Origin of the sequence: uncultured Reyranella sp., assembly GCF_945957355.1 — a bacterium.
Lineage (GTDB): Bacteria > Pseudomonadota > Alphaproteobacteria > Reyranellales > Reyranellaceae > Reyranella.
The window spans coordinates 1-23,824 of record NZ_CAMFKM010000017.1 but is presented as its reverse complement, the minus strand read 5'-3'; the positions used below and the strand labels follow the sequence as shown (position 1 = coordinate 23,824).

Here is a 23,824-nt window from a genome sequence, read left to right as displayed (position 1 = left end):
CCGACCGCGCCGATGGCGCCTCCGAAATCCGTCCCCTGTCGATCGATCGCATGGCCTCGTGGCCCACGCTGGCGCCGCTGATCGAGCGCGCCGGTCGACCTTTGGTCATCGAAGCGCTGAGGGCGTGGGTCGAGACCAAGCGGGGCACCGCCGAGGTCGCAACCGAAGCGGCCTGCGTCGCGTGGTGCGCGGCGAGGCTGGGCGCCTTCCTGCAGCCGTCGCAGCGGCGCGTGTTCAACCTCACCGGTACCGTGCTGCATACCAATCTCGGCCGCGCCGTTCTGGCCGAGGAGGCGATTGCCGCAGCGGTCGAGGCGATGCGCTCGCCGACGACGCTCGAATACGATCTGGATGGCGGCGCGCGCGGCGAGCGCGACGATCACATCGCGCCGTGGCTCTGTCGCCTGACCGGCGCCGAGGCCGCCACGGCCGTCAACAACAACGCCGCCGCCGTGCTGCTGGTGCTGAGCGAACTCGCGGCCGGCCGCGAGGTCATCGTGTCGCGCGGCGAGTTGATCGAGATCGGGGGCGCCTTCCGTATTCCCGACATCATGGCGCGCGCCGGCTGCCGGCTGGTCGAGGTCGGCACGACGAACCGCACCCATCTCAGGGACTATGCGGCGGCGATCGGTCCCGACACGGCCGCGATCATGAAGGTCCATCCGTCCAACTACGCAATACAGGGCTTCACCAAATCCGTTGCGGCGGCGGAACTCGTGCCGCTCGCGCGCGAAAAGGGCGTGGCGCTGATCGAGGATCTCGGCAGCGGCACCCTGGCCGATCTCGAGACCTGGGGCCTGCCGCACGAGCCGACGGCGCGCGAAGCCGTTGCGTCCGGTGTCGATGTCGTCACCTTCTCCGGCGACAAGCTTCTGGGGGGGCCGCAGGCCGGCCTCGTCGTTGGCCGCAAGACACTCGTACACCGTATCGCGCACAACCCGATGAAGAGGGCGCTGCGTCTCGACAAGGTGCGACTTGCGGCGCTCGAAGCGACGCTGCGTCTCTATGCCGATCCGGACCGGCTCGCCCGGCGCCTGCCGACCCTGCGGGCGCTGGCGCGCCCGGCCGCAGAGATTCGAGCGGTGGCGGAACGGCTGCTGCCCGCGGTGCAGGCGGCATTGGGCGGCGGGGCGCAGGTGGGCGTGGTGGAGGTGCGGGGACAGATCGGTTCGGGCGCGCTCCCCGTCGATCTGCTGCCATCCTTCGCGATTGCGATCCAGGCCAAGGGGCTCGACCGGATTGCCGACATGTTCCGTGCCTTGCCGATCCCGGTGATCGGCCGGATCGGCGACGGCACGCTCCACTTCGATCTGCGCACGCTCGACGACGAGGCGGCTTTCATCGCGCAACTGGACAAGCTCGATGTCGTGGCTCGCTAGGCTGCTCGATCGTACGCCGCCGGCGGAGCAGCGCATGGCGGAGGCTCTGTCTGCCTGGCGTGCCGGCGACTACGGACTCGCGCTGGACCTGTGGGCGCCGCTTGCGCACGAGGGGTTGGCGAGGGCGCAGAGCAACATGGGTGCGGCTTTCCTGCAGGGCCGCGGTGTCGAACTGGATCATGCAAAGGCGGTCGACTGGCTGCGGCGCGCCGCCGCGCAGGGCGATGCCGGCGGCCAGCGCAATCTCGCCCTCTGTCACTACGAAGGGTGGGGCGTGCCGCAGGATCATGCCGAGGCCGCGCGGCTCTATGAGAAAGCCGCCCAGCAGGGTGATCCCGAAGCACAGGACATGTTGTCGTGGATGAAGCTCGTGGGCGGCGGCTGCCCGCAGGATTACGCCGGCGCGCGTCTTTGGGCGGAGAAGGCAGCCGCTCACGGCAGTGGTGCGGCAATGGCGCGCCTCGGCGACATCCATCACAACGCGCTGGGCGTCGAACGCGACGTGGCGGCTGCCGTCGATTGGTGGGCGCGTGCGGCGCGACTTGGCCATCCCGAGGCGCAGGCGATGCTGGGGGCGGCTTATCTCGCCGGCAAGGGCGTCGAACGCGATGTGGTGGAGGCGCTCCACTGGTTGAGGCGGGCCGAGGCGAACGGCGCCGGCGAACTGGCGGCCGGCTTCCTCAAGGAGGCCCAGGCTCACGCCAAGCCGTCGCAGCGCGCCGAGGCCGAGCGCCGCGCCGGGGAGCCTTTGTCATGATCGTCGGGACCGCGGGCCATATCGATCACGGCAAGACTGCGCTGGTGAAGGCGTTGACCGGCGTCGATGCCGATCGCCTCAAGGAAGAGAAGGCGCGCGGCATCACGATCGACCTGGGCTACGCCTACAGCGACCTCGGCGACGGCCGCCAGCTCGGCTTCGTCGACGTGCCCGGCCACGAGCGTTTCGTGCACAACATGCTGGCCGGCGCCACGGGCATCGATGCGGCGCTGCTCGTCGTGTCGGCTACCGAAGGGATCAAGCCGCAGACCGTCGAGCACCTCCAGATCCTCGATCTGCTGGGCCTCGATCGCGGCATCGTGGGCCTCACCAAGTCCGACCTCGCCAACGACGACCAGCTCCTGGAGCGGATGGCCGAGATCGAGACCTTGCTTTCCACCACCTCCCTGCGCGGCGCGGAGATCGTGCCGGTGTCGGCGGTGACCGGGCAGGGGCTGGACGAGCTGAAGGAAAAGCTCCTGGCGCTCGGCGAGAGCGGCAAGGGAGCGGCGGGTTTCGCGCGGCTGGCGGTGGATCGCTGCTTCGTGCTGTCCGGTGCCGGCGTCGTCGTTACCGGTACGGTCCATGCCGGCGAGATCAAGGTCGACGACCGCCTGTTGCTGACGCCGTCCGGTATCGAGGCGCGCGTTCGCTCTCTGCATGCCCAGAACCGGCCCGCCGAGATCGGGCGCGCTGGCGAGCGGTGCGCGCTCAACCTCGCGGGGCCGAAGCTTTCGAAAGATGCGATCAGGCGCGGCGAATGGGTCGTCAGCCCTGAGCTCCATGCGCCGACCGACCGCATCGACGTCCGGCTGAGCCTGCTCGCCTCGGAAGCCCAGGCGCTGAAGCACTGGTCGCCGGTCCACGTTCATCTCGGATCGGCGCACGTGATGGGCCGCGTGGCGCTGCTCGAAGGCGAGAGGCTGGCGCCGGGTGACACGGCGCTCGCCCAGATCGTTCTCGACGAGAAGGTCGGCGCGCTCGCCGGTGACCGGGTCATCCTTCGCGATCCGTCCGCGACGCGCACGATGGCGGGTGCGGCGGTGATCGATCCGTTCGGGCCGCCGCGCAACCGGCGCGCCGAACGACGCTTGCACGAGCTGGCGGCGCTTGCCGAGGCGGACAGCGCGGTCATGTCACGACTGCTGCGTCTGGAGAGCGGCTTCGTGGATCTCGGCCGCTTCGGCCTGTCGCGCAACCTGAGGCCGGCCGAGGTCGAGAAGCTTCTCGAGGCAGCGGGCGGGCAGAAACTCGAAGGCTTCGGCTTTCTGGCCGAGACGCTCGAGGCGTCGCGCAAGGACGTCGTCGACACGCTCAAGACCTTCCACGAGACGAGGGCCGACGCGCCGGGCCTGCAGGCAGAGCGCCTGCGCGTGACCTTGAAACGCCGCTGGCCGGCGCCGGTCTTCAAGGCCCTGCTCGACCAGGAGATTCGCGCCAAGACCGTCGTTGTCGACGGCGCCTTCCTGCGCCTGCCCGGTCATTCGCTGAAGCTCGGCTCGCGCGACGAAGCCCTGTGGCAGAAGATCTCCGCCGACCTGACGCGCGACCGTTTCAAGCCGCCGCGCGTCCGCGACTTCGCGCAGGCCTACAATGCGCCGGAGGCCGACACGCGCCGGTTGCTGCAGCGGCTCTCCAAGCTGGGCAGGGTCGTCGAGGTGGCGCCGGATCATTTCTTCCTGCGCCCGGTGGTGGCGGAAATGATCGGCATCGCCAATGCCTTCGACCACGAGTTCAGCGCGGCCGAGTTCCGCGACGAGCTGGACAATGGCCGCAAGCTGGCGATCCAGATCCTGGAATTTTTCGACCGCCACGGCATCACGATCCGCCGCGGCGACCTGCGCCGCGCAGTGCCGCAGAAGGCGGGCCAGTACGGCCCGCCGCCTACGGCTTAGGGGCGGGGCCGCTGAGGCTGACCGGCGCGCCGTCGGGGCCGCTGAACAGCGACAGCAGGAAGCCGTGCTCCTCATGCGGCGCGCCGCCGACATTCACGCCTCGTGCGGAGAGGTCGGCGCGTTTGGCGGCAAGATCGGAAACACGCAGGCCGGGTTGCCATGTCCCCGCCGGATTTGCCGGCGATGCTGGCTGAAGGGCCAGTCGGGTCGTGCCGGTGTCGAATTCAGCCCATTCCGGGGTCTCGAACTTGAGCCTCAGACCGACGGTGTCGCGCCAGAAGGCGACGGCTGCCGGCAGGTCGGAAACATTCGCGATGACGTACTTCAATTCGATGGTCATGGTCTTGAATCCCTTGGAGAATTTCATCCCAGTATGACAGGTGACACGGCACCGGTTCTGGTGAATCATCCGCCCCGGAGGGGAAGCGCTCCCGGTGGGGCGGCTGGCCTTCAAAGCCAGAGAGGGCCGTTAGCCGGTTCTTAGTGGGTTCGACTCCCACTCTCTTCCGCCATTCTGTTTGTTCTTCTGGAGTCTTGTCCCCCGATGCGTACATTGATCGCCGTCGCCCTGCTGTCGCTGGCGGCCTGTTCGGTGAACCAGCAATATTCGGAGCCTTGGACCGTGAAAGCGGTCGGCAAGACGTACGAGGCGCGCGATGCCTGTCTCCAGAGGCAGGCGGCACCTTTTGCGGTCGATACCTCGGACGCGTCGAGTGCCGGGCGAACCGTCAGCGCGAACTGCCAGGCTGAGACGGATGCCCTGATCGCCAGTAGCAACCCGCACAGGGACCCGGCCGTGACGGCAGCCATCCGCCAGGATACGGATTTCCGGGCGACCGGTTACGTCCTGAAGGCCCGCGGCCAGAACAACTAGGCCAGTAGAACCAGGATGGGCCGAGAGGTCCAAGAGGACGACGTGAAAAACGAGGATGCAAAGATCGCGCTGGCCAATCTTATGATCCGGAAGGCCGGCCTCATCCGCACGATCCGGCACGAGATGAACAAGCAGGGAGTGGTCTACTCCGTCGGCCTCACCGAGATTCTCGAGGCGATCGAGCGGGCGAAAAAGGAAGACTGACTCTCAACCCCCGAAAGGATGTCGACATGCTTCGATCCATAGTGACGACTGTTGCGGCCGCCGCGCTCGTGGCCGGCCTCGGCGTGGCCGCCCAGGCACAGACCCCGGCTGCCCCTGGCACGGCGCAGGCGAAGGGCAAGTCCGGCGCGAACGTCGGCTCGCTCACCTGCAAGGTCGCGGGCGGCATGGGCTTCGTCTTCGGCTCGTCGAAGGACCTCGACTGCATCTTCGCCCGGACCGACGGCGTCGGCGAGAAGTACACGGGCGCGATCAAGCGCTACGGCGTCGACATCGGCTTCACCAAGGAATCGCAGATCGTCTGGCTCGTCTTCGCGCCGGGCAACATCGCGCCGGGCGCCCTGACGGGCGGCTATGTCGGCGCGACGGCGCAGGCCACCGTGGGCGGCGGCGTCGGCGCCAACGTGCTGGTGGGCGGCGGCAACGGCCAGGTCACCCTGCAGCCCGTCAGCGTCGAGGGCAGCGTGGGCCTCAACGTCGCCGCCGGCGTCGCCGAGGTCGAACTCAAGTACGCGAAGTAATCGACAGGCAGAGAGACTTGCGGCGGCTTCGCCGGTCGGGTCAACTTCCGGCATGCCGTCCTCCGCAGACTCCCTGATCGCCCGCCTCCAGGCGGATTGCACCGCGGCCGAAACGGCCGAGCGCAAGGTGCGTGCCTCGGTCGAGGCGCAGATCAGGGAAGCCGAGCGCGCGCGTACCTTCGCCTGGCGGCGCCTGAGTGCATTGTCCGACATGGCGAGGGTGGCGGCGCTGGAACCGGATCGCGATCTCGCGGTGGAGCGCCAGCTCGAAGCGCTGTTCCGCGACATCGGCTGGATCGAGAATGGCCTCACGGAACTGGGGGAGGGCGCGCGGCCGCTGCTCGACTGGCTGCGGCCCATCGCCGAGGCGCTCCATGCCGAGGCGCATCCGCAGGTGCCGGACGACGGCCAGCCGGCCGATCCGCCGGTGATCGCCGATCCGATTGCCGCCTTCCGCGCCTTCGAGGCCTGGTACGAGGCCGAGCGCGGTGAGCCCTTCCTGCAGGTGTTCGACCGCTACGTGCCGCCCACGCCCGTGGTCGAGTTCTAGGCTGAGATGAAGACCGATTTCGAGCACTGGCTCGCGGCGCAGTTCGCCGATACGGGCCCGTTCACGATCTTCATCCTGCTGGTGCGGATCACATCGTCCAACGCGGTGCCGTTGCGATCGAGCTACGCTCATCTGATCGGCGACGAGATGACGTGGCAGGAGATGCGAGGCCTGCTCGACGGTGCGCGCACGCCGTGGGACGGCGTCGCCTTCTTCGTCGGCCTGGGCCATCAGGGCGGCCCGCTGCCCGACCCGGTGGCCGCGCGCAAGCTGAAGGAGGTCGAGGCCGACGTGAAGGCCGATCCCCTGACCTTGAACCGCGGCCTGTTCTTCGATCGCGATGGAAGACACCTGCGGATCGACGAGACCACGGCATGAACCGCGACGGCTCGGTTCGCCGGCCGGCCCGCCGCCTCACCGCCGGCGGCAGCGAGACGCTGGAGGAAATCGTTGCGGAGGAGGTCGCGGTGGCGCTGGTCTACAACGGCATCAGCCATGCCGTGATGATGGCGACGCCGTGCGACCTCGAGGATTTCGCCCGCGGCTTTTCCCTCACCGAGCGGATCGTCGAGCGGCCGTCGGAAATCTACGACATCGAGGTCGAGCCGGCCGGGCGCGGCATCGAGGTCAGGCTCGAGATCGCGGCGCAGCGGATGGCGGGCCTGCAGGAACGGCGGCGCAGCCTCGCCGGCCGCACCGGTTGCGGCCTGTGCGGCGTCGACAGCCTGGACGCCGCCTTGCGCGCCGTCGCGGCGGTGTCCGATCCGCAACCAGTGGCGCGACTGTCGATCGAACGCGCGATGGCTGGACTGCCGGACCACCAGAAGATCAACCGGAGGAACGGCGCCACGCATGCCGCCGGCTGGGCGACGCCCGAGGGCATGCTCGTTTGCGTACGCGAGGATGTCGGCCGTCACAACGCTCTCGACAAGCTGGCCGGCGCGCTGGCGCGCAGCGGTGGTGCCGGGCCCGGCGGTTTCGTGGTCGTGACCAGCCGTTGCTCCTACGAGATGGTCCAGAAGGCGGCGGCACTGGGTGCGTCGGCCATCGCCGCCGTTTCCGCGCCGACCTCGCTTGCCATCGAGACGGCCGAGCAGGCGGGGGTCGCGCTGGTGGCCTTCGTGCGTGACGGCCGCTTGACCGTTTATGCGCACGCCGATCGGATCACCACGTGAATCCGCCGCGCGTTTTCGGCATCACCGGTTGGAAGAACGCAGGCAAGACGACGCTGACGGAGCGTCTCGTGGCGGAGTTCGTGCGTCGCGGCTGGAAAGTGGCGACGATCAAGCATGCCCATCACGACGTCGACATCGACCGGGAGGGGACCGACTCCTTCCGCCATCGCGCCGCTGGCGCCAGCGAGGTCGCCCTCGTCGGTGGCCGGCGTTACGCCATCATGCGCGAGGCGCCGGAGCCGTCGATCTCGGAGGTGCTGGCGCGCCTGTCGCCCGCGGATCTCATCCTGGTCGAAGGCTACAAGCGCGAAGCACACCTCAAGATCGAGGTGCGGGCATCGCGGGACTCGGAGCCCCTGGCGCCGGGAGATTCCGCCATCGTGGCGATCGCCGCCGATGTCCGGCCGGTCGAAGGCAACCTGCCATGGTTCCGGCGCGACGATATCGCCGCCATTGCCGATTTCATCGCCGCGAGGATCGGCTGACGCCGGGGCGTCAGGGGCCGGGGCCCGGTCCCGCCTTCTGACCGGCAAAAACGCCGCCGGCCTGATAGTTCGGGCCGTTCACCGAGAAGGTTCCGGCCTGATAGGTCGGATATCCCTGTCCGATGAAGGCGCCGTTCATGTTCATCGTGCGGCCCGGTGTGCTCGGATTCGTGGTCGGCATGGTCGCCTGGAAGCCATAGTTGCCGGTCCGGGTCGTGGTCCCGCTATAGCTGCTGTTGTTGAAATTCGCGGTGGTGGTGCCGCTGTTGGAGCCCATCGACCAGACCTGCTGATACGTGCCCGTACCGAAGGAATAATGGCCGTTGTTCCTTACGAGACCAGCCATCACGCCTTTGTAGGTGATCGTCTGCGTCATCTGGCTGACGTTGCTGATGACCCTGGTCGGCAGGTTCGAGGGCGCAATCTCTGCAGATTGGGAAACGGCCTGGGTGGTAATGTTGCTTGGATTCACGTTCCGCGGCCCCGGACCGCTGCCGAAGCGGTTGCCGAGTGTATTCCCGGAGCCTTGTCCCGAATTGGCGCCAGAGAAGCCGGAGCTCTGGGCGGCCTGATCGGCGCCGCCCTGACCTCCGCCCCTGCTGCCTTCGAGCTGGGAGAACAAGGCGCCCAGGCTCCCGGGCGGTACCGCGCTCGCCAGGCCCGGGAGACCTCCGAAGAAGGTCGTCACCTGGAAGCCTGGGCGCGTGACGATCTCCAGCTTGCCGCCGGCGCCGACCGTCATGCTGATGCCGAAGACGAAGATCGACATCGTCTCCTGCTGGCCGACGTTGAAGATGCTGATGCCGCCGCGGATGCCGATGGTGCTCGACGGGGTGGTGACGGTGATGGCGTTGGTCTTGCTGATCTTGCCGCCGACCAGTCGGAAGACGCCCTTCGAGGCATTGATGGCGAGATCGCCGGTCTTGGTCGCCGGGTCGTAGACGAACTTGTCGATGGTGAGCTGTGCGTTCGGGCCGACCGACAGCGACGTGCCGTCGAGGAACATCAGGTGGGCGCGGTCGTTGGCCTGCGTCGTGATCAACTCGTTGGCCTGCACGTCGACGCCCACGCGCAGCACGCGTTCGGCTTCCGTGGGCGGCTTGCCCCGCGGATCGCCCTCGGCCGCCGAGGTGACACCGACCTTGGCATTGACCGCGACCGGCAGGAGGGAGGTGCCGGCAGCCAGAAGCGCGGCGGACAGCAGGGACAGGTTCGAGACGCAGAGTCTGGGGGCCACTGTGATCTCCTGAGCGGCGCTAGAAGCGCCAGGTTACTCCGATGAGCGCACTGTTGTTCGTGAAAGCATAGTTGGGAAGGTCCGCCGACCGCACGAACCGTCCGCCCGATAACGTGAACATCGTCCGCTGATCGAAGGGAACGGACAAGGTTATATTCAGGATCGTGTCGGTTTGTTGGCGCGTAACGGTCGGATCTACGACGGCGTCAGGCTGGTCATAGTACCACCACTGCACGTTGGCGAACAGGCTGATGCTCCAGGGCATCTCGCTCTTGAACAGCGGATCGGCGAAGGAGAAGGTCATGCCGCCCCCCGCGCCGTAGAGCATGTAGTTCTGCCATGGCGTGCTGTCGGTCTGGTAGCGCTGCAGGTTGCCGTTGGCGTAGAGCATCAGGGCGTCGTTGACCAGATACTGGAAGGTCGTGTTGGCGGTGTATTCGACGCCGGTGAACTGGTTGTTGGTCGGGAGATACCAGCTGTTCTGGTACATCTGCCGCCGCCAGACGAGGTTCGTGGTGTTGCGCAGTTTGTCCGACAGCAGCGTCCCCACTTCGAGCCCCGAGCCGAAGCTGCCATAGTAGGGTACGTCGTTGACCCAGATGTAGCCCACCGTGCCGAACGGCTTCAGCGAGACGTCCTCGAATATACCCTGGAACGCCTGGAAGCGCGGCCCCGAGGTCAGGTCGAGGATGGAGACGTTGGCGGCCTGGATCTGGAACTGGCGGTTGAGATAGCCCGAAAGCTGCGTCTCGAGCTGGCCGCGGTTGTTCTGCCCGAGATCGTAGGTATGGCGGAGGAAGCCCGACGTGACGGCACCCCAGTCCGCGGTGCCCAGCGCCGACTGGTTCAGGTTGGCCGCCTGGCCGAACAGGCGGACGCTCGAGGTCGGCGGGCCGAGGTTTGCGTTCGACTGGTAGCGCATGCCGGCGAAGATCTCGCCGCTGAAGCGCGACTTGGTCAGCCGTTTTTCCGATTCCGCGAGGAACTGCTCGGCGCGGCTCTTGACGTCCGGTGGCAGCGAGGCAGATTTCAGCGTCATCTCGAAGTAGCTGCGCGCCACTTCGAAGGATCCGAGCCGATAATAAAGGACGCCCAGTTCGAGCCGGACGCGCGGCAGATCGGGATCGACCACCAGCATGCGCTCGAGTGCCGAGATGGCGCCTTCGAGATCGCCGGTCTTGGACGCGATCATCGCGAACTTGAACAGCGTATCGAGGTCGGACGGCTTCTGCAGCATCTGCTGGAAGGCCGCGTCGTACTCGGCCTCGTCCGCCGCCGAAACGGTCGATGTCTGCGCCAGGGCTGGACGTGCGTCCGTCAGGACAACGCAGAGGCCGCCGGCCAGCAGCAGAGCGGCGAGGCTCGCGTACCGTCCGAACTTACTCACGATGATCTTCTCCCTCTCCCCGAGGTCCCGTGCGCTCCGGGAACATTTCTCTCCTCAGGATGAAGCAGGAGGCGTGCTAGATCAACCAACTCCGGATCGTAAGCAACCAGCCGACCAACACATTGGCGCGGGCGGCACGCATCCGCAGAAGCATACGGCGGTATTGGCGATCGCCGAGTGCCGTCACGAAGCGCTCCTGATCGCGAATCATTGCACCGAGCATGCGATCAAGCATTTGCGAATAGGTGTTGCCCCAGTTCCGGCTCGACAGATGGAGACGTCCGCCCAGCACGGGATTGTCCGCCGCACCGTTGCGGCCGTGAAGCCGATAGGAGTAGAGGGCGTCGTCGATCAGCAGGGAACCGGCGACCATCTGCGCCATGACGACCACGTAGAAATCCATGTGCAGGCGGAACGCCTCGTCGTCCTCGGGGAAGACGAGATTGATCAGCGAACGCCGGAACATCATCGACGAGGTGCTGACCCAGACCCAATGGACCACCCGCTTCGTATAGAGGCGGTAGGGTGTGTGGCTTTGCCATCCGGCGGTGCCGCGCGATGCGTCGAGCGTCGGCACGCGGCTCGCGTCGATGGGCACAAAGGCCTGGTCGCGGTCGGCGCGCGCCCGGTCCTTGCCGAACCAGTACATGCCGCCGGCGATCAATTCGTCGTGACCGTTGATCAGGCGCGCGTTGCACGCCGTGAAGCCCACCGCGTAGGTCTCGTTCAGGTGGGCGGCGAGATGGCGTTCGAGGAAGTCCGGGTTCCACAGATCGTCGGAATCGAGGAAGCAGACGAACATCGCGTTCGTCTCGGCGAGGCCGCGGCGCGTGGCGCCGGTCTGCCCGACATTCCTGTCGAGACGGATGTGGCGAAAGCGGGAGTCCGCGAGCTCCTCGAGCGTCTGCTGGACGACGGCGACCGAATCGTCGGTCGAGGCGTCGTCGACGATGACGCAGTCGAAGTCGCGCAGGGTCTGGTGCGCGACCGAACGGATGGCATCGGCGATGTAGTCACTGCAATTGTAGCAGGTGACGACGACCGAGATGCGGGGGAGCTTGGCTTCGATCACTTTTCCGGTCCGAGGAAGTCGAAGTCGACACCTTCGTCGGCCTGCAGCACGGTCTTGAAGAACAGGCCGGTGTAGCCGCGCCCGCTGCCGGGGTGGGCCGGCGGCGCCTTCCAGGCCTTCTTGCGGGCCGCCAGCGTCTTTGCATCGACGTGAAGTTCAAGCCGGCGCTTCGGCACGTCGAGCGTGATCCGGTCGCCGGTCTTCACCAGTGCGAGCGGTCCGCCGACGGCGGCCTCCGGCGCGACGTGCAGCACGATGGTGCCGAACGCCGTGCCGCTCATGCGCGCATCGGAGATTCGGATCATGTCCTTCACGCCGGCGCGTGCCAGTTTCATGGGGATGGGGAACGATCCCGCTTCGGGCATGCCCGGCGCCCCCTTGGGTCCGGCATTGCGCAGCACCAGAATGTCCTCGGCCTTCACGTCGAGGTTCGGGTCGTCGCCGCGGGCGGCGAGATCCTCCAGCGAGTCGAACACAACGGCGCGGCCTGTATGCGTCATCAAGCTGGGCGAGGCCGCCGCGTGCTTGATGACGGCGCCGCGCGGCGCGAGATTGCCGCGCAGCACGGCCATGCCACCCGTGGGCTTGATCGGATTGGCCGGTGTGCGGATCACGGTCTGGCCTGGCACCATCTCGGCGGCATCGATCACCTGCTTCAGCGTCTTGCCGGCCACCGTCCGGCACTTCTCGTCGAGGTTCCTGCGGATCTCCTTCATCAGGCGCGAATTGCCGCCCGCCCAATGAAAATGCTCCATGTAGTGGTCGCCCGACGGCTTCAGATCGACCAGCACTGGCACGTTGCGGCCGATCTCGTCGAACTCTTCCAGCTCGATCTCGATGCCGAGACGCCGCGCCACGGCGGTGAGATGCACCAGCGCATTGGTCGAGCCGCCGATCGCCTGCAGCACGGTGAGCGCGTTGCGGAACGCCGCCTTGGTCATGATCTCGCTGGGCTTGGGCCCCTGCTTGACCGCCATCTCGGCCGCGAGCCGGCCGGTCTGCTCGGCGATGCGCAGGCGATCGGAATGGGTGGCCGGGATCGAGCCGCTGGTCGGCAGGCCCATGCCCAGCGCCTCGACGATGCAGCCCATGGTGCTGGCGGTGCCCATCACCATGCAGGTGCCCTTGGTCGGCGCCAGGCGCTCGCTCACCTGCTCGATGTCGGACTCGGAGAAGGTGCCGGCGCGATACTGGCCCCACAGGCGGCGACAGTCCGTGCAGGCGCCCAGCACCTCGCCCTTGAAGTGACCGACCAGCATCGGGCCCACGGGCAGCACGACGGCCGGCCGGTCGGCGCTCGCCGCGGCCATGAGCTGGGCTGGCAGGGTCTTGTCGCAGCCGCCGATCAGCACGACCGAATCCATCGGCTGGGCGCGGATCATCTCCTCGGTGTCCATCGACATGAGGTTGCGCAGGAACATGCTGGTCGGATGGGAGAAGCTCTCGTGGATCGACACGGTCGGGAAGACCATCGGCAGCGCACCGGCCAGCATGACGCCGCGCTTCACCGCCTCGATCAGGTCCGGCACGTTGCCGTGGCAGGGATTGTAGTCGGAGAAGGTGTTGGTGATGCCCACGATCGGCCGGTCGAGCGCATCGTCGGAATAGCCGCCGGCCTTGATGAAGGCCTTGCGCAGGAACAGCGAGAAGCCGGCATCGCCATAAGTGGCGAGGCCCTGTCGTAGTCCTGTCTCCTTTTTCGATGCGGTTTTCGATGCGGTTTTCGGTGCGGTTTTCGACGGGCTGCGGCGTTTGGCGGATGCCATGTCGGTTTCTCTCCCAGATTCACGGCATTTTGTCAGGTCGGCCCATCGCCGACCAGACCGGCCGCCCATCGGGCGTGCGCCGTGGAGTCGCGACCCTCGTCGATGGTTCGCGCCAGTTCCAGTCCCATCAGGGCGCCGAACTTGAAGCCATGACCCGAGCAGGGCGACATCGCCCAGCCTTTCGCGCCCTGCTTCTCCACGACGAAGCGTTCGTCGTCGGTGACGCTGTAGAAGCAGACCTTCAGGTGCCGCACCTGCCAGCGGTCGAACCCTCGCAGCAGGCTGCCGCAGCGATCGAGCAGGGCGCGCATCTCGCTTTCCTGCGCCTCGCGCGTCGCGGCGGGATCGCCGATGCGGCTGAACTCGTGGTCGCCCACCTTCATGCCGCGTCCGCGGACGGGTGGCACGAGATAGAGGCCGACGTCGCCCGTTTTCTCGATGATCATCGGTCCCCTGGCCCAGGCCGCGCGCTGGTCTTCCGGCAGGTCGAAATAGATCACGACCTGGCGCGACGGCACGACACGCGTCCCGAGCGCCGGCAGCAGGCGCGGGGCCCAGGCGCCGGCCGCCACCACGACGACGTCGCCCTCGTGCGTCGCGCCGGCCTTCGTGACGATGCGGCCATGCTCGAGATCCACCGCGCGGACGGGCGTGTCGCCGTGCAGTGTCACATTGGCCTGCGCGCCGAGGTGACGAGCGAGTGCCGCCACGATGTCCTGCGCCAGCAGCACGCCGCCCGTGTCGATCCAGAAGGCGCGCTCGAGTCCCTTGGTGTCGAGCAGGGGAAAGCGCCGTGGCAGCTCCGACATCGACAGCTCGGTCATCGGCCTGCCGATCGAGGCGAGGGCGGCAGCCGACCGTTCCGCCCAGTCTGCCCCATTGCCGCTCAGCGCCAGGGTACCGGACGGCTCGTAAAGGGTTTGCCCGAGCTCGGCCCACAGGAGGTCCCAGGCTGCGTATGCATCGTCGATCATGCGGGCGTAGCCGACGTGGGTGCCGTAGGGGTGGCGGATCAACCTGTGCTCATCCATCGACGACGCCAATGGGTTGGGCAGCGGACCCTGCTCGAACAGCTCGACCTCGTGGCCCCGGCGCGCGAATCCCCAGGCCGTCGCAAGGCCCATGATGCCGCCGCCAACGATGATCGCCTTCATTCGTTTCCCTGACCGCCCGGCATGCCGTTCATCCTCTCTGTGCCGCGTTTACACCCTTTGTGGGGCATTGAGACCCCCTCTCGAAGGTGTTGCAAATCCGGTTGGCATGAGCGTTGATGTCGCCGGGGCTTTCACAACCGCGAAATAGTCGAAGGAACGAACATGGCAATGACCATGCTGCAGATGGCCGGGGCGCAGCCGACGCCGGCCACCATGGCCGACGGGATCCTGCTGATTATCGATGCACAGAGGGAATATACGGATGGCTTGCTGCCGCTGACCGGGGTGCAGCCCGCGGTTGAGGCGCTGGCCGTGCTGCTGGAGAAGGCCCGTCGGGCGGGCGCACCCGTTGTCCATGTGCGCCACCAGTCCAAGGGCAAGGCCTTCAATCCGGCGTCGACGGGCTACGAGATCGTCAAGGAACTGACGCCCCGTGACGGCGAGACGATCATCGACAAGGGACTGCCCAATGCATTTGCGGGAACGGACCTGGCCGCCAAGCTTGCCGGGCTTGGCCGCAAGAACCTGATCGTCGGCGGCTTCATGACCCATATGTGCGTTTCGGCGACGGTGCGTGCGGCGACGGACCAGGGCTACATGAGCACGATCGCAGCCGACACGGTGGCGACGCGCGACCTGCCCGACGCCACGGGCGGCGACACGATCGGTGCAGAGGCCATCAACAAGATCACTCTTGCGGCCCTTTCCGACCGTTTTGCCTGGATCGTGCCGTCGGCCCGGCTTATCGCCTGACACAACGCCGTCGATGCGGGATCGGTGCACGGATTGTGCGCCGATTGAGGGTCGGCCGGAACGAGCAGGTCGTCGAGACAGTCGGAGTCCCGGCGAATAAACGAAACAAATGAAATAAACGAAACAAATGAAACGAATGTCGCACCCCCCTGAATCCCGTGCCGGGGCGACCGTCGGCGAAAGAATGTTGCTCGCCGGTGCTTCAGGAAGCCAGTTTCAACGGACTGCTAGAGGCCCTTGCCGCTGACGGTGCTGATGGCGGTGATCGCCGCGACGGCGATCAGGGAGGCGATCAGCGTGTATTCGATGGTTGTGGCGGCCTTGTCGTCCGCCATCAGCCGGCGAAAAAAGGACAGCATCGGAATCTCCAGAGTGGGGAAATGCTGGAGGCTCATGGGAGCCCCTGTCGAACAATAAGTTGAAAAATCGCCTTTAACGTATTGGACCGGCACACCGATACAATGTGAGAATTGTATCAAGTTCGTCGTGGCGCGCGCTGCGGCGAGCCTCGTGTTATCGTTGGTCAAGCAAGGAGGGGGCGTGTCATGAAGTCCATTCTGACAATGGCCTGGACGTCGGAAGATCCGGCCGCATTCGATCTGGCTGCCAAGATTGCACGCACATTCGGGGCGCGCCTGATAGGCCTCGAACCGCCTTCCTACGGGGTCATGAGCATGGCCTGGGCGGATGCCGGCATGGGCGCGCCGATCGGCGGCGGCCTCGCCGAGGATGCCGAGGAACGTCAGCGGGTCGCGGCGGTCAGGCAGGCCTTCGAGGAACGGGCGAAAGGCCTCGTCTCCGAATGGCGCTCGGCCGACGACAGCGGTCCGACCGCGATCGGCACGATCGGCCGAGCCTATGACCTCATCGTCCTGCCGCAGCCCGGCGCCCTGCCGAAGATGCCCGAAAGCGTCTTCGAGACGGCGCTGTTCGATTCGGGCCGCCCGGTCCTCGTCGTGCCGCCCGGTTTCAGCGGCATGGTCGGGAAGCGCATCCTGTTCGCGTGGAACGGTTCGACCGAGAGTGCGCGCGCGATTTCGCTCGCGATGCCGGTCCTGAGCGGCGCCGAGACCATCGAAGTGCTGAGCGTCGAAGGAGCGATGGTACCCGGTCCGACGGCCCTGGAGATTGCCGATTCGCTCAAGAGCCACGGTCTCAACGTGACGGGTCAGCATGTGAAGCCCGGTGCAAAGACCGCCGGTCAGACCATCGTCGACCGGGCGCAGGCGCTGGGGGCCGACCTGATCGTCAAGGGGGCCTACACGCAGAGCCGGTTGCGCCAGATGATCTTCGGCGGCGTGACGCGCGATCTCATCCTGTCATCGCCGCTGCCGGTGCTCTTCTCCTACTGATCCAGACAATCCGCCGCCGGTGTCGTTGCCGGCGGTCATGCTAGAAACCGCCGCATGACGGTTGACTCGCCCGCATCCGGATCGCCCTGGACCCGCGCACTGGTCCCCTTGCTGCTCGTGGTCGTTCTGGTCACGGGCGCCGCGCTGGCGTACGCGCAGTTGTCCGAGGAACGCAGCGTCCCGGCCCCGACGATCGCGGAGAAGCTCGTCATCCTGCAGGCGGAGCGTGCAGAACTGCAGGCGCGTGCCGACAGCCTGGCGCGCATCGAGATGCTTTCGTCGTTCCGTGCGGCGAGCCTGCTGTTCGATGCGCTGGCCTCGCGCTACGAATCCGAGCGCGAGCAGCCCTTCGACCGGTTACCGGCCGCGCGGCGGGAGATGTTCGCCAGGCTCGAGGCAGTGAACGCCGCATTGCGCACCGCGATCGATCGCCCCGGCACCGCGGGCGGTGCTGCCGCCGTGTCGCAGGCGGCCGGCGCCATTCCGGCGGACCTCGAGTGGATGGCGTCCTTCGATTTCTCGCCGGTCATCCTCTCCTACACACCGATTTTCCTGACGCCGCGGCGCACAGTGCCGGGCGGCACGCCGGCTCCCGCCGCTCCGGCTGACGACGATCCCGTGATCGAGGTCGAGATTCTGGGCCTGCGACTGACAAGGGATCGGACGCCGCCGGTATTGACGATCGGCTCATGGCGCGGCGAGGCCCGCGTCACGCCCGAGCGCCTGAAATTCGCCGTGCCGCGCAGTGCTTTCCCGACCGACGCCAAGCATGCCCGGTTCATCTCCGGATCGCTTTTCCTGCGCCATGAATCGCGCACGATGGCGTTCCAGTTGCTTTTCACCTCGATCCCGGAGAAAGCGGGAGCGTTCGCGTTCGACCAGAAGGTGCGGTCTGCCGTGCCGGAATCGAACACGCTGGTGTCTCCGGAGATTTTGGCCCGCGCACCCGCGGGTGAGACGCGGACGGTACGGCGTTGCTTCGACCCTCCGCCAGGATGGCGTTTCGACAAGAGCAAGAGGCGTGTCGTCATCGTCGAGCGGCTGGGCTGGATCGATGACATCCCCGACGAGACGATGAACGGCGGCTCGGTCGACTTCGTGCGCGAGGACCGTCCCAGCCAGATCTGCATTGCCGTGGTCGCCAAGGCCGCGACGAAGACGGCGCGCACCGCCACGATCGGCCGCTTCGAAGCGACGCTCGTCCGCGACGTTGCCACTGACCGTGTCGTGAATGGCGGGGTACGCCCCCTGGACTGGGACGAGCCGGTTCGCCTGCCTTTCGAGCCCGGCATGGTCGAATGGAAGCTCTACGTCCGGCTGTTCGACGAGATCGATCGTGAGTACCAGGGCAGCGCCGACGGCACAGCCGTTCCCTCCGGCTTCACGTTCCTGCACATTGTGATGGATGGCGGCAACAACCTGACGCTTCGGGCCGACACCGAGGCGTTTCGCTAACCGCCCCGAGCCTCGAAGCGCATGCGTTTCTTGCCCGTGCCGTCGATGAGATCGAGCGTCGTGCCGGAGATCTGAGCAGTCCTGATCGCATCGAGTGCCGCGAGGAAGCGCTTTTCGATCGCCGTTTCCGCCGGCGGGCACGCCATCATCGTCATCGGTCCCGGCGTGAAGCGAAGCCCGGCTGGGGCCAGAACATAGTCGCCGCCCATCGTATTGCAGCCGGTCGAGGCGGTGAACTTGCCGAGATCGTCGAGGCGCATCAGCGGTCGCCGCCGCCAGTCGTCGAACGCGGGACGTTCGCCGTCGAGCTCGACCAGGCGCCACTCGGTGTCGCGCAGCGCCGACCCGCGGGACGCCAGCGCCGGACAGGCGCCGCCGCGCTTCAGACCGAGAAAGCGATCCACCGTGACCGAGTTGTTGCCGTCGAAGCCGCCGATGATCTCGGCATAGAGGCTGGTTTCACGAGACGGCGTTGCGTCGATCCACGCCTTCTCGAGTTCGGGCTCGGCGCCGCCTGGTGCCACGCCATAGGTGCGGCCGACCAGGCAGGGCGAGAACAAGCCGCCGTCCTGCGCATCGCGATACATGCCCGAGAGCCGGAACCGGCCGTCGATCGGGTCCGGGTTGGCCGTCCGTACAAGCTCGCTGCCATCGTCGGCGACCAGCCTGTCGGTCCCAAGCTCGCGGAAGGCCCGTCGATTGCCCGCCCCGCCACGCAGGACCAGCCTTACGCCGCCTTCGACTTCCTGCGCCCACTCCCCCAGATCGAGCAGGGGGGCGTCCGACCCGTCGCGCTTCTCGCGGAGCCGGAAGGTTCCGTCGGGAAACAGGGTGACCGTGAGACCGCCGCCCTCGTAGGTGCGTGGCGGATTGCCCGGCTGGCCGGCGGCGTGGCATCGCATCGACCGTCCGGCGGCGGTGAGCGTCACTTCACGGCCGCGGCCGCGCAGCTCGTAGTAGGAATCCGTATAGGCAAAGCCGGAACCGGCGGACACGCGCGACAGTTCGATGTCGGGTTGGCCGGGCATGCGCAGCGTCGCCTGGTCGCCATCGTCCGAGAAGGAAGAGGCGAAGTCCATGCCGCCGGGACAGGAATACATGACCTCCCCCCTCGGCGGGGGCATTGGCGACGGTCTCGGGTCTGATGAGGGATCCTGCGCGGCAGCCGGCGACGCGACGAGCAGCAGGATGGGAAGCAATAGTTGCTTCATGGCGTCGACTCCGGAATGCGGCCATCGGCGGACAGCAGGACGGCGACCGGCCGGGTCGTCTCGAACTGCGCGAGCACGATCAGCGCTACCACCATGATGGGCACGCACAGGAACATCCCGACGACGCCCCAGATCGTGCCCCATACGATCAGGGAGACGATCACCACCAGCGGCGAGAGATTGAGCGAGCGCCCCATGATCGCGGGCTCGATGACGTTGGCCGTCACCACCTGGATCGAGCCGAACACCAGCAGCACGATCAGGAATGGCGTGAGATTGTCGAACTGGATCAGGGTGAGCAACGCCGGCGCAATGATGGCCATGATCGAGCCCACGGTGGGGATGTAGTAGAAGAAGAACACCATGACGGCCCAGAAGCCCGCGAAGTCGACGCCGACCGAGGACATGACGAGGTAGGCGAGCGCCGAGGTCGCCGCGGCAAGCGTGGTCTTGATGCGAATGTAGATGCGGATCTCGCGGTCGATGCTGGCCAGTACGGACAGTACACGCGCCTCCTGGCCGTCGCCGTGGAAGATGGCGCCCAGCTTGCGCTTGAAATGAACCTGCTCGACGAAGAGGAACAGCGTGTAGATCAGGATGAGCCCGGCGACGCTCACCACCGAGGCGGCCGCGGTCGCAATGCTGCCCAGCGTGTCGGCAAGGCTGATGCGCGCCACCAGCTCCGACAGGGTCGGCGCCTGCTCGATACCAGCCAGACGCGCGGCCTGCTCGATCAGATGGGTGAGACGGGCCTCATAACTCGGGACTGCCTCCACGACGGCCTGCACATTGCGCCCGATCGTGCGCCCGACGATCCAGAACAGGCCTCCGATCATCAGGACGGCGAGGACCATCGGCAGCGGTGGTGGCAGGCGCAGCCCGCCCAGTCGCGGCTGGGCCAAGGTGTCAGCCAGCGAATCCACCATGTACCAGAGCACGATGCCCAGAACGAACGGCAGCAGAAGGCCTCGTCCGGCGACGAGCAGGAAGATCGTCGCGGCGATGACCACCGCCCAAAGTGCAGCGCGTTCTAACGTCATGTCGTCATTATAGGCGCTGTCGCGGGCGATTGGGCAGGCGGTGTCGCGGCGATGCGGACCGTCACTCCCGGCCGAGCAGGGCGCGGCCGCGTTCGGTGAGTTCGACCCGGTGTTCGCCGGCGTCGCCGCCGCATTGGCGCACCAGTCCGTCCGCGCGCGCGTCTTCCCATACCGGGAAACGTGGGCAGGAACTCTGCCAGGCGTCGAGCACGTCCTCGCGGCGGCGCGGCCGCGCCTCCACCCATTGGAGAAACTGGATCATGATCAGGTTCGGGCTTGCCGACATGACGCCTCCTACTGGAAACCGCAGGCCTGCGCCGTGGCGCCCACGGTTGCCCAGCGCTGGTTCTCGCGGAAGCACCCGTTGGTCCAGACGCCGGTGAAGACCTGGCCGCCGGGGCCGCCCGACTTGGTGCCCCAGCCGTTGGCCCGGTCATCCAGCCATTCACCTTCGTAGCGCGCCCCATTGGCCCAGACGCGCACGCCGCGTCCCTGCATCTTGCCGTTGACGAACTCGCCCTCGTAACGGCCACCGTCGGCAAACAGGATCGTGCCGCGGCCTGTCCGCTGATTGTCGCGGAAGTCGCCGATGTAGCGGTTGCCGTTGGTCCAGACGTACATGCCGTGCCCCTGCGGCCGGCCCTCGCGGAACTCCGCGGTTAGCCTGGCGCCGCTCGGGAAGACATAGGTGCCCTTGCCGTCGCGCTCGCCGGCCTTGAACTCGCCCTCGTAGCGGGCCTTGTTGGCATAGGTCAGCTTGCCCTGGCCCTCGTAGAGCCCGTCCTTCATCTCGCCTTCGTAGCGGTCCGTGGGCACGCCATTCTTCGTCCACTGCAGCACCCCTTTGCCCTGGGCAAGGTCGTACTCGCAGGCGCCGGACCAGCTGATGCCGATATTGGGCTCGGCGTTCATCATCACCACGCCACAGCCGGTCCTGGGATCCTTTACTTCGTCGCTGGCCGCCGGAGGCTGGCCGGGCGTCGGCAGGGCGGGGAGCTGGCGCGGCGTCGGCACGGTGCCGAGTTCAGGCACGGGGCGCGAAGTCTGGCCCGCGGCCGGCAGCGCACCCGCCACGGCGAGAACCATAAGGAAGGGAGAGAGCAGGCGGCTCATGTAGCGGCAAGTTTAGCACCGCCCGTCGGCATCGTCCTTCCCGTCACGGCTTTTGCGGCTCTTCCTGTCGTCATCCTTCTTGTCCGCGGCGATTCCCAGCTTCACCTCGAACGTGTGGAGCAGGCCCATGACGACCAGGATCAGAAAGGTGCCCAGCCCGGCGATCTGCCACAAGCCGAACCCGCACGAGAGGCCCACTGCGCCGGCTAGCCACATACCGGCGCCCGTCGTGAGTCCCTGGACCTCGCCTCGGGTGAACAGGATCGAGCCCGCGGCCAGAAAGGCCACGCCCGCTGTCACCGCCTCGACGGCTCGAACAGGGTCAACCGTAACATCCCGTCCGATGAAGGCGGTGGAATGCGAGATCTCCACGGTGAGGATTCCGAAGGTCGCTGCAGCCACGCAGATCAGAATATGGGTCCGCAGTCCTGCCGGCCGGGCCCGCCACTCGCGCTCGAAGCCGATGAGTGCGCCAAGCAGCGCGGCGAAAAGGAGCCGCGCTGCGATGACAGGAAAGGACAGGAAGGTCGGGTGCGCGATTTCTTCTACGAGCGCGCCCATCGTCAGGAGGAGTACTTGAACTCAGGCAGCGCCTTCAGGGAGTCCTTGGTCGCGCCGGGCAGCACGATCTTCTTGCCGTCGGTCCTCATCTGCTCGTAGGGAAGCGCGACAAGCTTGTCGCCGACACCCAGGAAACCACCGACGGAGAGTACGACGAAGGGCGCCTTGCCGTCCGGGCCGACGATGATCTCGTCGATCTTGCCGACCGTGTCGCCGGGCTCGTTGACGACCGCGGAGCCGAGCACCTTGCTGGCGCGGTAGCCGGTCGAAACCTTGACGACGTCGACCTTCACAAGCTGGACAGTCTGCGGGGTGCCCTGGGCGAGCACGAGAGCCGGGGCGGCGAAAGCCGTGGCCGCACCAATCGCGGCCGTGAGGAGAAGGGTACGCATGGGAGGAACTCCGTTGAGGGAAGGGCTGTCTCAACGGGGCGTCCTGGGGAGCGTTCCCTCCTACGACAAGATGTTGTGCAGCGTCTGATGAGGTGCCGACAGCGAGCGGCGCCACAGCGCCGTGGAACGGCCGGCGAGGTAACCCGCGCAGGCTGCGACCAGGACTGCCGCTCCGGCTTCGAGTGCGGAAAGCCGCGGGCCGGCTGCCGCTGCGAACGTCACGAGGGTGAAGAAGGCCAATAGACATGCGGCCCAAAGCCCGTCGCGGCCGGAGGGCAGCCGCAGGCGGGAATACATTCGATCGACCTGGAATTTCAGAAACGAGCCGCGCGCGGCACCCAACACGATGCCAATGACGAGCCCCACCAACCAGAGGCCTGGCTCGCGGGTCTCGGGGGCGCCCATCGCAAGCAAGAGCAGGGCGGTGGCCAGTGCGGAGGGGATGGCGCCGAACAGCTGGCTGGGGCGCAGCGAGCGGCCCCGGGCCTCCCGCAGCAATGCCCATATGGTGGCGCCAGCGCAGCAGGCGACGATCAGATGGAGAATGTTCAGCTTCAGCACGGCATCAACCATACGGGACAAGCGCTTACGCGCTGCTGACGCCGGCAAGTCCTTTTTGCGACAAACCTGCACGTTTCGAGGTTCGTATCCCCTTTCTACGGCGTAAAATTATGAGTCCACCCGTTCTGCCCTCGCGTCCCGACTTGGGTGAACAGGCGCCGCTGATACGCGGTTCCGCAATTGTTCGCCCGGATGGTGAACGCCTGCGGGCTGACACAAACCGGTACGGTTCCCGACCACTCGCGTCCCGTCGATTTGTCCTGCGCATAGACCAGATAGTGGTCGTATTGCAGCGGGCCGGCCCACAGGAAGGTGCAGGCATTGGGCGGAAGTTTGTACCATCCTTCGGAAATTACGATGCGGCCGTTGCCGTCGCTGACGCCCGTATCGAGGGCCTTCGCGACCTCGATCTCGCGTCCTGTCAGATTGCAGGCCCGAAAACCAGCCGGAGAGCGCTGCTGTGCCGCGACGCTACCCACCATGGCGACGATCAGCAGCAAAATCAGGGATATGAGCTTCATCCCGCCTTCCTTGCCCAAAGATCAATCCTGCGACGCTGCAATTGGCGATGCAACGACAGTCCTTCATCGCTTCTGAAGGAGGGGAGCCGAGGCTAATATTGTGTCTTGGTGAGAAGAAATTGTGAGGGTTTTTTAGTGGTTTTCCATTGAAACTCTCAAAGAGTGGCATGGACGGCGGCGACTGTGGCTGGAGGGCCACAGTCGCGGCAACAATGAGTTCGGGGTGCCTTCCTTTGTGGCGTGTGCCGGGGAGGCTCGGGTACATTCTCCTCGCTGTCACGACGAATTTTTGCCCGCCCTCATGGTGACGGGCTGTGCAAGTAAGGGAGATATCTGATGAAGAAGGCTCTTCTGGCGGCCGCCGCCATTGTCGCGCTGCCGGTGGCTGCGC

At 66.6% G+C, this 23,824-nt stretch carries 28 protein-coding genes and 1 tRNA gene; 14 read left to right on the top strand and 15 right to left on the bottom strand.

Annotation, left to right across the window (positions count from 1 at the left end):
* The first annotated feature begins 50 nt into the window (after positions 1–50).
* From selA to selB, 3 genes are read left to right on the top strand one after another with little or no spacing between them, the layout of a single operon-like run.
* Positions 51–1,379 (top strand): L-seryl-tRNA(Sec) selenium transferase, encoded by a 1,329-nt coding sequence (gene selA, locus Q0Q48_RS23180; protein ID WP_295143484.1) that lies wholly within the window; start codon positions 51–53, stop codon positions 1,377–1,379.
* Positions 1,363–2,136, top strand: a complete 774-nt coding sequence (locus Q0Q48_RS23175) for a tetratricopeptide repeat protein (protein WP_295143307.1) — start codon at positions 1,363–1,365, stop codon at positions 2,134–2,136. Before selA ends, Q0Q48_RS23175 begins: the two co-directional genes overlap by 17 nt.
* Positions 2,133–4,031 (top strand): selenocysteine-specific translation elongation factor, encoded by a 1,899-nt coding sequence (gene selB, locus Q0Q48_RS23170; RefSeq protein WP_295143304.1) that lies wholly within the window; start codon positions 2,133–2,135, stop codon positions 4,029–4,031. Before Q0Q48_RS23175 ends, selB begins: the two co-directional genes overlap by 4 nt.
* Here the strand turns inward: selB and Q0Q48_RS23165 are convergent.
* On the bottom strand, positions 4,021–4,440 hold the full coding sequence (locus Q0Q48_RS23165; RefSeq protein WP_295143301.1) for a VOC family protein: 420 nt from the start codon (positions 4,438–4,440) through the stop codon (positions 4,021–4,023). The two genes, selB and Q0Q48_RS23165, sit on opposite strands and share 11 nt — an antisense overlap.
* 7 nt (positions 4,441–4,447) lie before the next feature.
* Between Q0Q48_RS23165 and Q0Q48_RS23160 the strand changes: the two genes are divergently transcribed.
* From Q0Q48_RS23160 to mobB, 8 genes are all read left to right on the top strand, one after another.
* Positions 4,448–4,543, top strand: a tRNA-Sec gene (locus tag Q0Q48_RS23160).
* A gap of 32 nt (positions 4,544–4,575) precedes the next feature.
* Complete coding sequence (locus Q0Q48_RS23155) at positions 4,576–4,905, top strand: hypothetical protein (protein ID WP_295143299.1); 330 nt, start codon at positions 4,576–4,578, stop codon at positions 4,903–4,905.
* 42 nt (positions 4,906–4,947) lie between these two features.
* The gene (locus tag Q0Q48_RS23150; protein WP_295143297.1) at positions 4,948–5,109 is read left to right on the top strand and encodes a hypothetical protein; all 162 of its coding nucleotides are present in this window, start codon (positions 4,948–4,950) and stop codon (positions 5,107–5,109) included.
* Positions 5,110–5,135: 26 nt separating this feature from the next.
* Positions 5,136–5,648: a DUF992 domain-containing protein gene (locus Q0Q48_RS23145; protein ID WP_295143294.1), complete on the top strand. Its 513-nt coding sequence runs from the start codon at positions 5,136–5,138 to the stop codon at positions 5,646–5,648.
* 52 nt (positions 5,649–5,700) lie between these two features.
* On the top strand, positions 5,701–6,198 hold the full coding sequence (locus Q0Q48_RS23140; protein WP_295143291.1) for a hypothetical protein: 498 nt from the start codon (positions 5,701–5,703) through the stop codon (positions 6,196–6,198).
* A 6-nt stretch (positions 6,199–6,204) separates the two neighbouring features.
* Positions 6,205–6,576, top strand: coding sequence for a hypothetical protein (locus Q0Q48_RS23135; RefSeq protein WP_295143289.1), 372 nt, complete (start codon positions 6,205–6,207; stop codon positions 6,574–6,576).
* The gene (gene fdhD / locus Q0Q48_RS23130) at positions 6,573–7,373 is read left to right on the top strand and encodes a formate dehydrogenase accessory sulfurtransferase FdhD (protein WP_295143286.1); all 801 of its coding nucleotides are present in this window, start codon (positions 6,573–6,575) and stop codon (positions 7,371–7,373) included. Before Q0Q48_RS23135 ends, fdhD begins: the two co-directional genes overlap by 4 nt.
* Positions 7,370–7,858: a molybdopterin-guanine dinucleotide biosynthesis protein B gene (mobB, locus tag Q0Q48_RS23125; RefSeq protein WP_295143283.1), complete on the top strand. Its 489-nt coding sequence runs from the start codon at positions 7,370–7,372 to the stop codon at positions 7,856–7,858. The genes fdhD and mobB overlap by 4 nt, the downstream gene beginning before the upstream one ends.
* Positions 7,859–7,868: 10 nt before the next feature.
* Here the strand turns inward: mobB and Q0Q48_RS23120 are convergent, their stop codons facing one another.
* From Q0Q48_RS23120 to Q0Q48_RS23100, 5 genes are all read right to left on the bottom strand, one after another.
* Entirely contained in the window at positions 7,869–9,095 is a 1,227-nt protein-coding gene (locus Q0Q48_RS23120) for a FecR domain-containing protein (protein WP_295143281.1), read from the bottom strand.
* Positions 9,096–9,114: 19 nt separating this feature from the next.
* Positions 9,115–10,482: a tetratricopeptide repeat protein gene (locus Q0Q48_RS23115; RefSeq protein WP_295143278.1), complete on the bottom strand. Its 1,368-nt coding sequence runs from the start codon at positions 10,480–10,482 to the stop codon at positions 9,115–9,117.
* Positions 10,483–10,558: 76 nt separating this feature from the next.
* On the bottom strand, positions 10,559–11,554 hold the full coding sequence (locus Q0Q48_RS23110; RefSeq protein WP_295143274.1) for a glycosyltransferase: 996 nt from the start codon (positions 11,552–11,554) through the stop codon (positions 10,559–10,561).
* Positions 11,551–13,320, bottom strand: coding sequence for an IlvD/Edd family dehydratase (locus tag Q0Q48_RS23105; protein WP_295143272.1), 1,770 nt, complete (start codon positions 13,318–13,320; stop codon positions 11,551–11,553). Before Q0Q48_RS23105 ends, Q0Q48_RS23110 begins: the two co-directional genes overlap by 4 nt.
* Before the next feature lie 32 nt (positions 13,321–13,352).
* On the bottom strand, positions 13,353–14,474 hold the full coding sequence (locus Q0Q48_RS23100; protein WP_295143269.1) for an FAD-dependent oxidoreductase: 1,122 nt from the start codon (positions 14,472–14,474) through the stop codon (positions 13,353–13,355).
* Between the two features lie 162 nt (positions 14,475–14,636).
* On the opposite strand from Q0Q48_RS23100, the gene Q0Q48_RS23095 reads away from it, so the two are divergent.
* Positions 14,637–15,227, top strand: a complete 591-nt coding sequence (locus tag Q0Q48_RS23095; RefSeq protein ID WP_295143266.1) for a cysteine hydrolase family protein — start codon at positions 14,637–14,639, stop codon at positions 15,225–15,227.
* 227 nt (positions 15,228–15,454) lie between these two features.
* Here Q0Q48_RS23095 and Q0Q48_RS23090 read toward each other — a convergent pair whose 3' ends face one another.
* Complete coding sequence (locus Q0Q48_RS23090) at positions 15,455–15,586, bottom strand: Flp family type IVb pilin (protein ID WP_295143263.1); 132 nt, start codon at positions 15,584–15,586, stop codon at positions 15,455–15,457.
* Positions 15,587–15,772: 186 nt separating this feature from the next.
* Here Q0Q48_RS23090 and Q0Q48_RS23085 point away from each other — a divergent pair, with 186 nt between their 5' ends.
* Positions 15,773–16,579: a universal stress protein gene (locus Q0Q48_RS23085; RefSeq protein ID WP_295143261.1), complete on the top strand. Its 807-nt coding sequence runs from the start codon at positions 15,773–15,775 to the stop codon at positions 16,577–16,579.
* A gap of 54 nt (positions 16,580–16,633) precedes the next feature.
* Positions 16,634–18,034 carry a hypothetical protein gene (locus Q0Q48_RS23080; RefSeq protein ID WP_295143259.1) on the top strand — a complete coding sequence of 467 codons (1,401 nt, stop codon included), beginning with the start codon at positions 16,634–16,636 and terminating at the stop codon, positions 18,032–18,034.
* Here the strand turns inward: Q0Q48_RS23080 and Q0Q48_RS23075 are convergent.
* The 8 genes from Q0Q48_RS23075 to Q0Q48_RS23040 form a co-directional block, all read right to left on the bottom strand.
* Positions 18,031–19,134: an META domain-containing protein gene (locus Q0Q48_RS23075; RefSeq protein ID WP_295143257.1), complete on the bottom strand. Its 1,104-nt coding sequence runs from the start codon at positions 19,132–19,134 to the stop codon at positions 18,031–18,033. The two genes, Q0Q48_RS23080 and Q0Q48_RS23075, sit on opposite strands and share 4 nt — an antisense overlap.
* A 107-nt stretch (positions 19,135–19,241) precedes the next feature.
* Positions 19,242–20,285 carry an AI-2E family transporter gene (locus Q0Q48_RS23070; protein ID WP_295143253.1) on the bottom strand — a complete coding sequence of 348 codons (1,044 nt, stop codon included), beginning with the start codon at positions 20,283–20,285 and terminating at the stop codon, positions 19,242–19,244.
* 61 nt (positions 20,286–20,346) lie between these two features.
* Positions 20,347–20,571 carry a hypothetical protein gene (locus Q0Q48_RS23065; RefSeq protein ID WP_295143250.1) on the bottom strand — a complete coding sequence of 75 codons (225 nt, stop codon included), beginning with the start codon at positions 20,569–20,571 and terminating at the stop codon, positions 20,347–20,349.
* Positions 20,572–20,579: 8 nt separating this feature from the next.
* Positions 20,580–21,398, bottom strand: a complete 819-nt coding sequence (locus Q0Q48_RS23060; protein WP_295143247.1) for a hypothetical protein — start codon at positions 21,396–21,398, stop codon at positions 20,580–20,582.
* Positions 21,399–21,410: 12 nt separating this feature from the next.
* Positions 21,411–21,959 carry an MgtC/SapB family protein gene (locus Q0Q48_RS23055; RefSeq protein WP_295143245.1) on the bottom strand — a complete coding sequence of 183 codons (549 nt, stop codon included), beginning with the start codon at positions 21,957–21,959 and terminating at the stop codon, positions 21,411–21,413.
* 2 nt (positions 21,960–21,961) lie between these two features.
* Positions 21,962–22,351: a PRC-barrel domain-containing protein gene (locus tag Q0Q48_RS23050; RefSeq protein WP_295143241.1), complete on the bottom strand. Its 390-nt coding sequence runs from the start codon at positions 22,349–22,351 to the stop codon at positions 21,962–21,964.
* Between the two features lie 60 nt (positions 22,352–22,411).
* The gene (locus Q0Q48_RS23045) at positions 22,412–22,912 is read right to left on the bottom strand and encodes a hypothetical protein (RefSeq protein WP_295143239.1); all 501 of its coding nucleotides are present in this window, start codon (positions 22,910–22,912) and stop codon (positions 22,412–22,414) included.
* Between the two features lie 95 nt (positions 22,913–23,007).
* Positions 23,008–23,433, bottom strand: a complete 426-nt coding sequence (locus Q0Q48_RS23040) for a DUF1036 domain-containing protein (protein ID WP_295143236.1) — start codon at positions 23,431–23,433, stop codon at positions 23,008–23,010.
* Positions 23,434–23,824 lie beyond the last annotated feature (391 nt).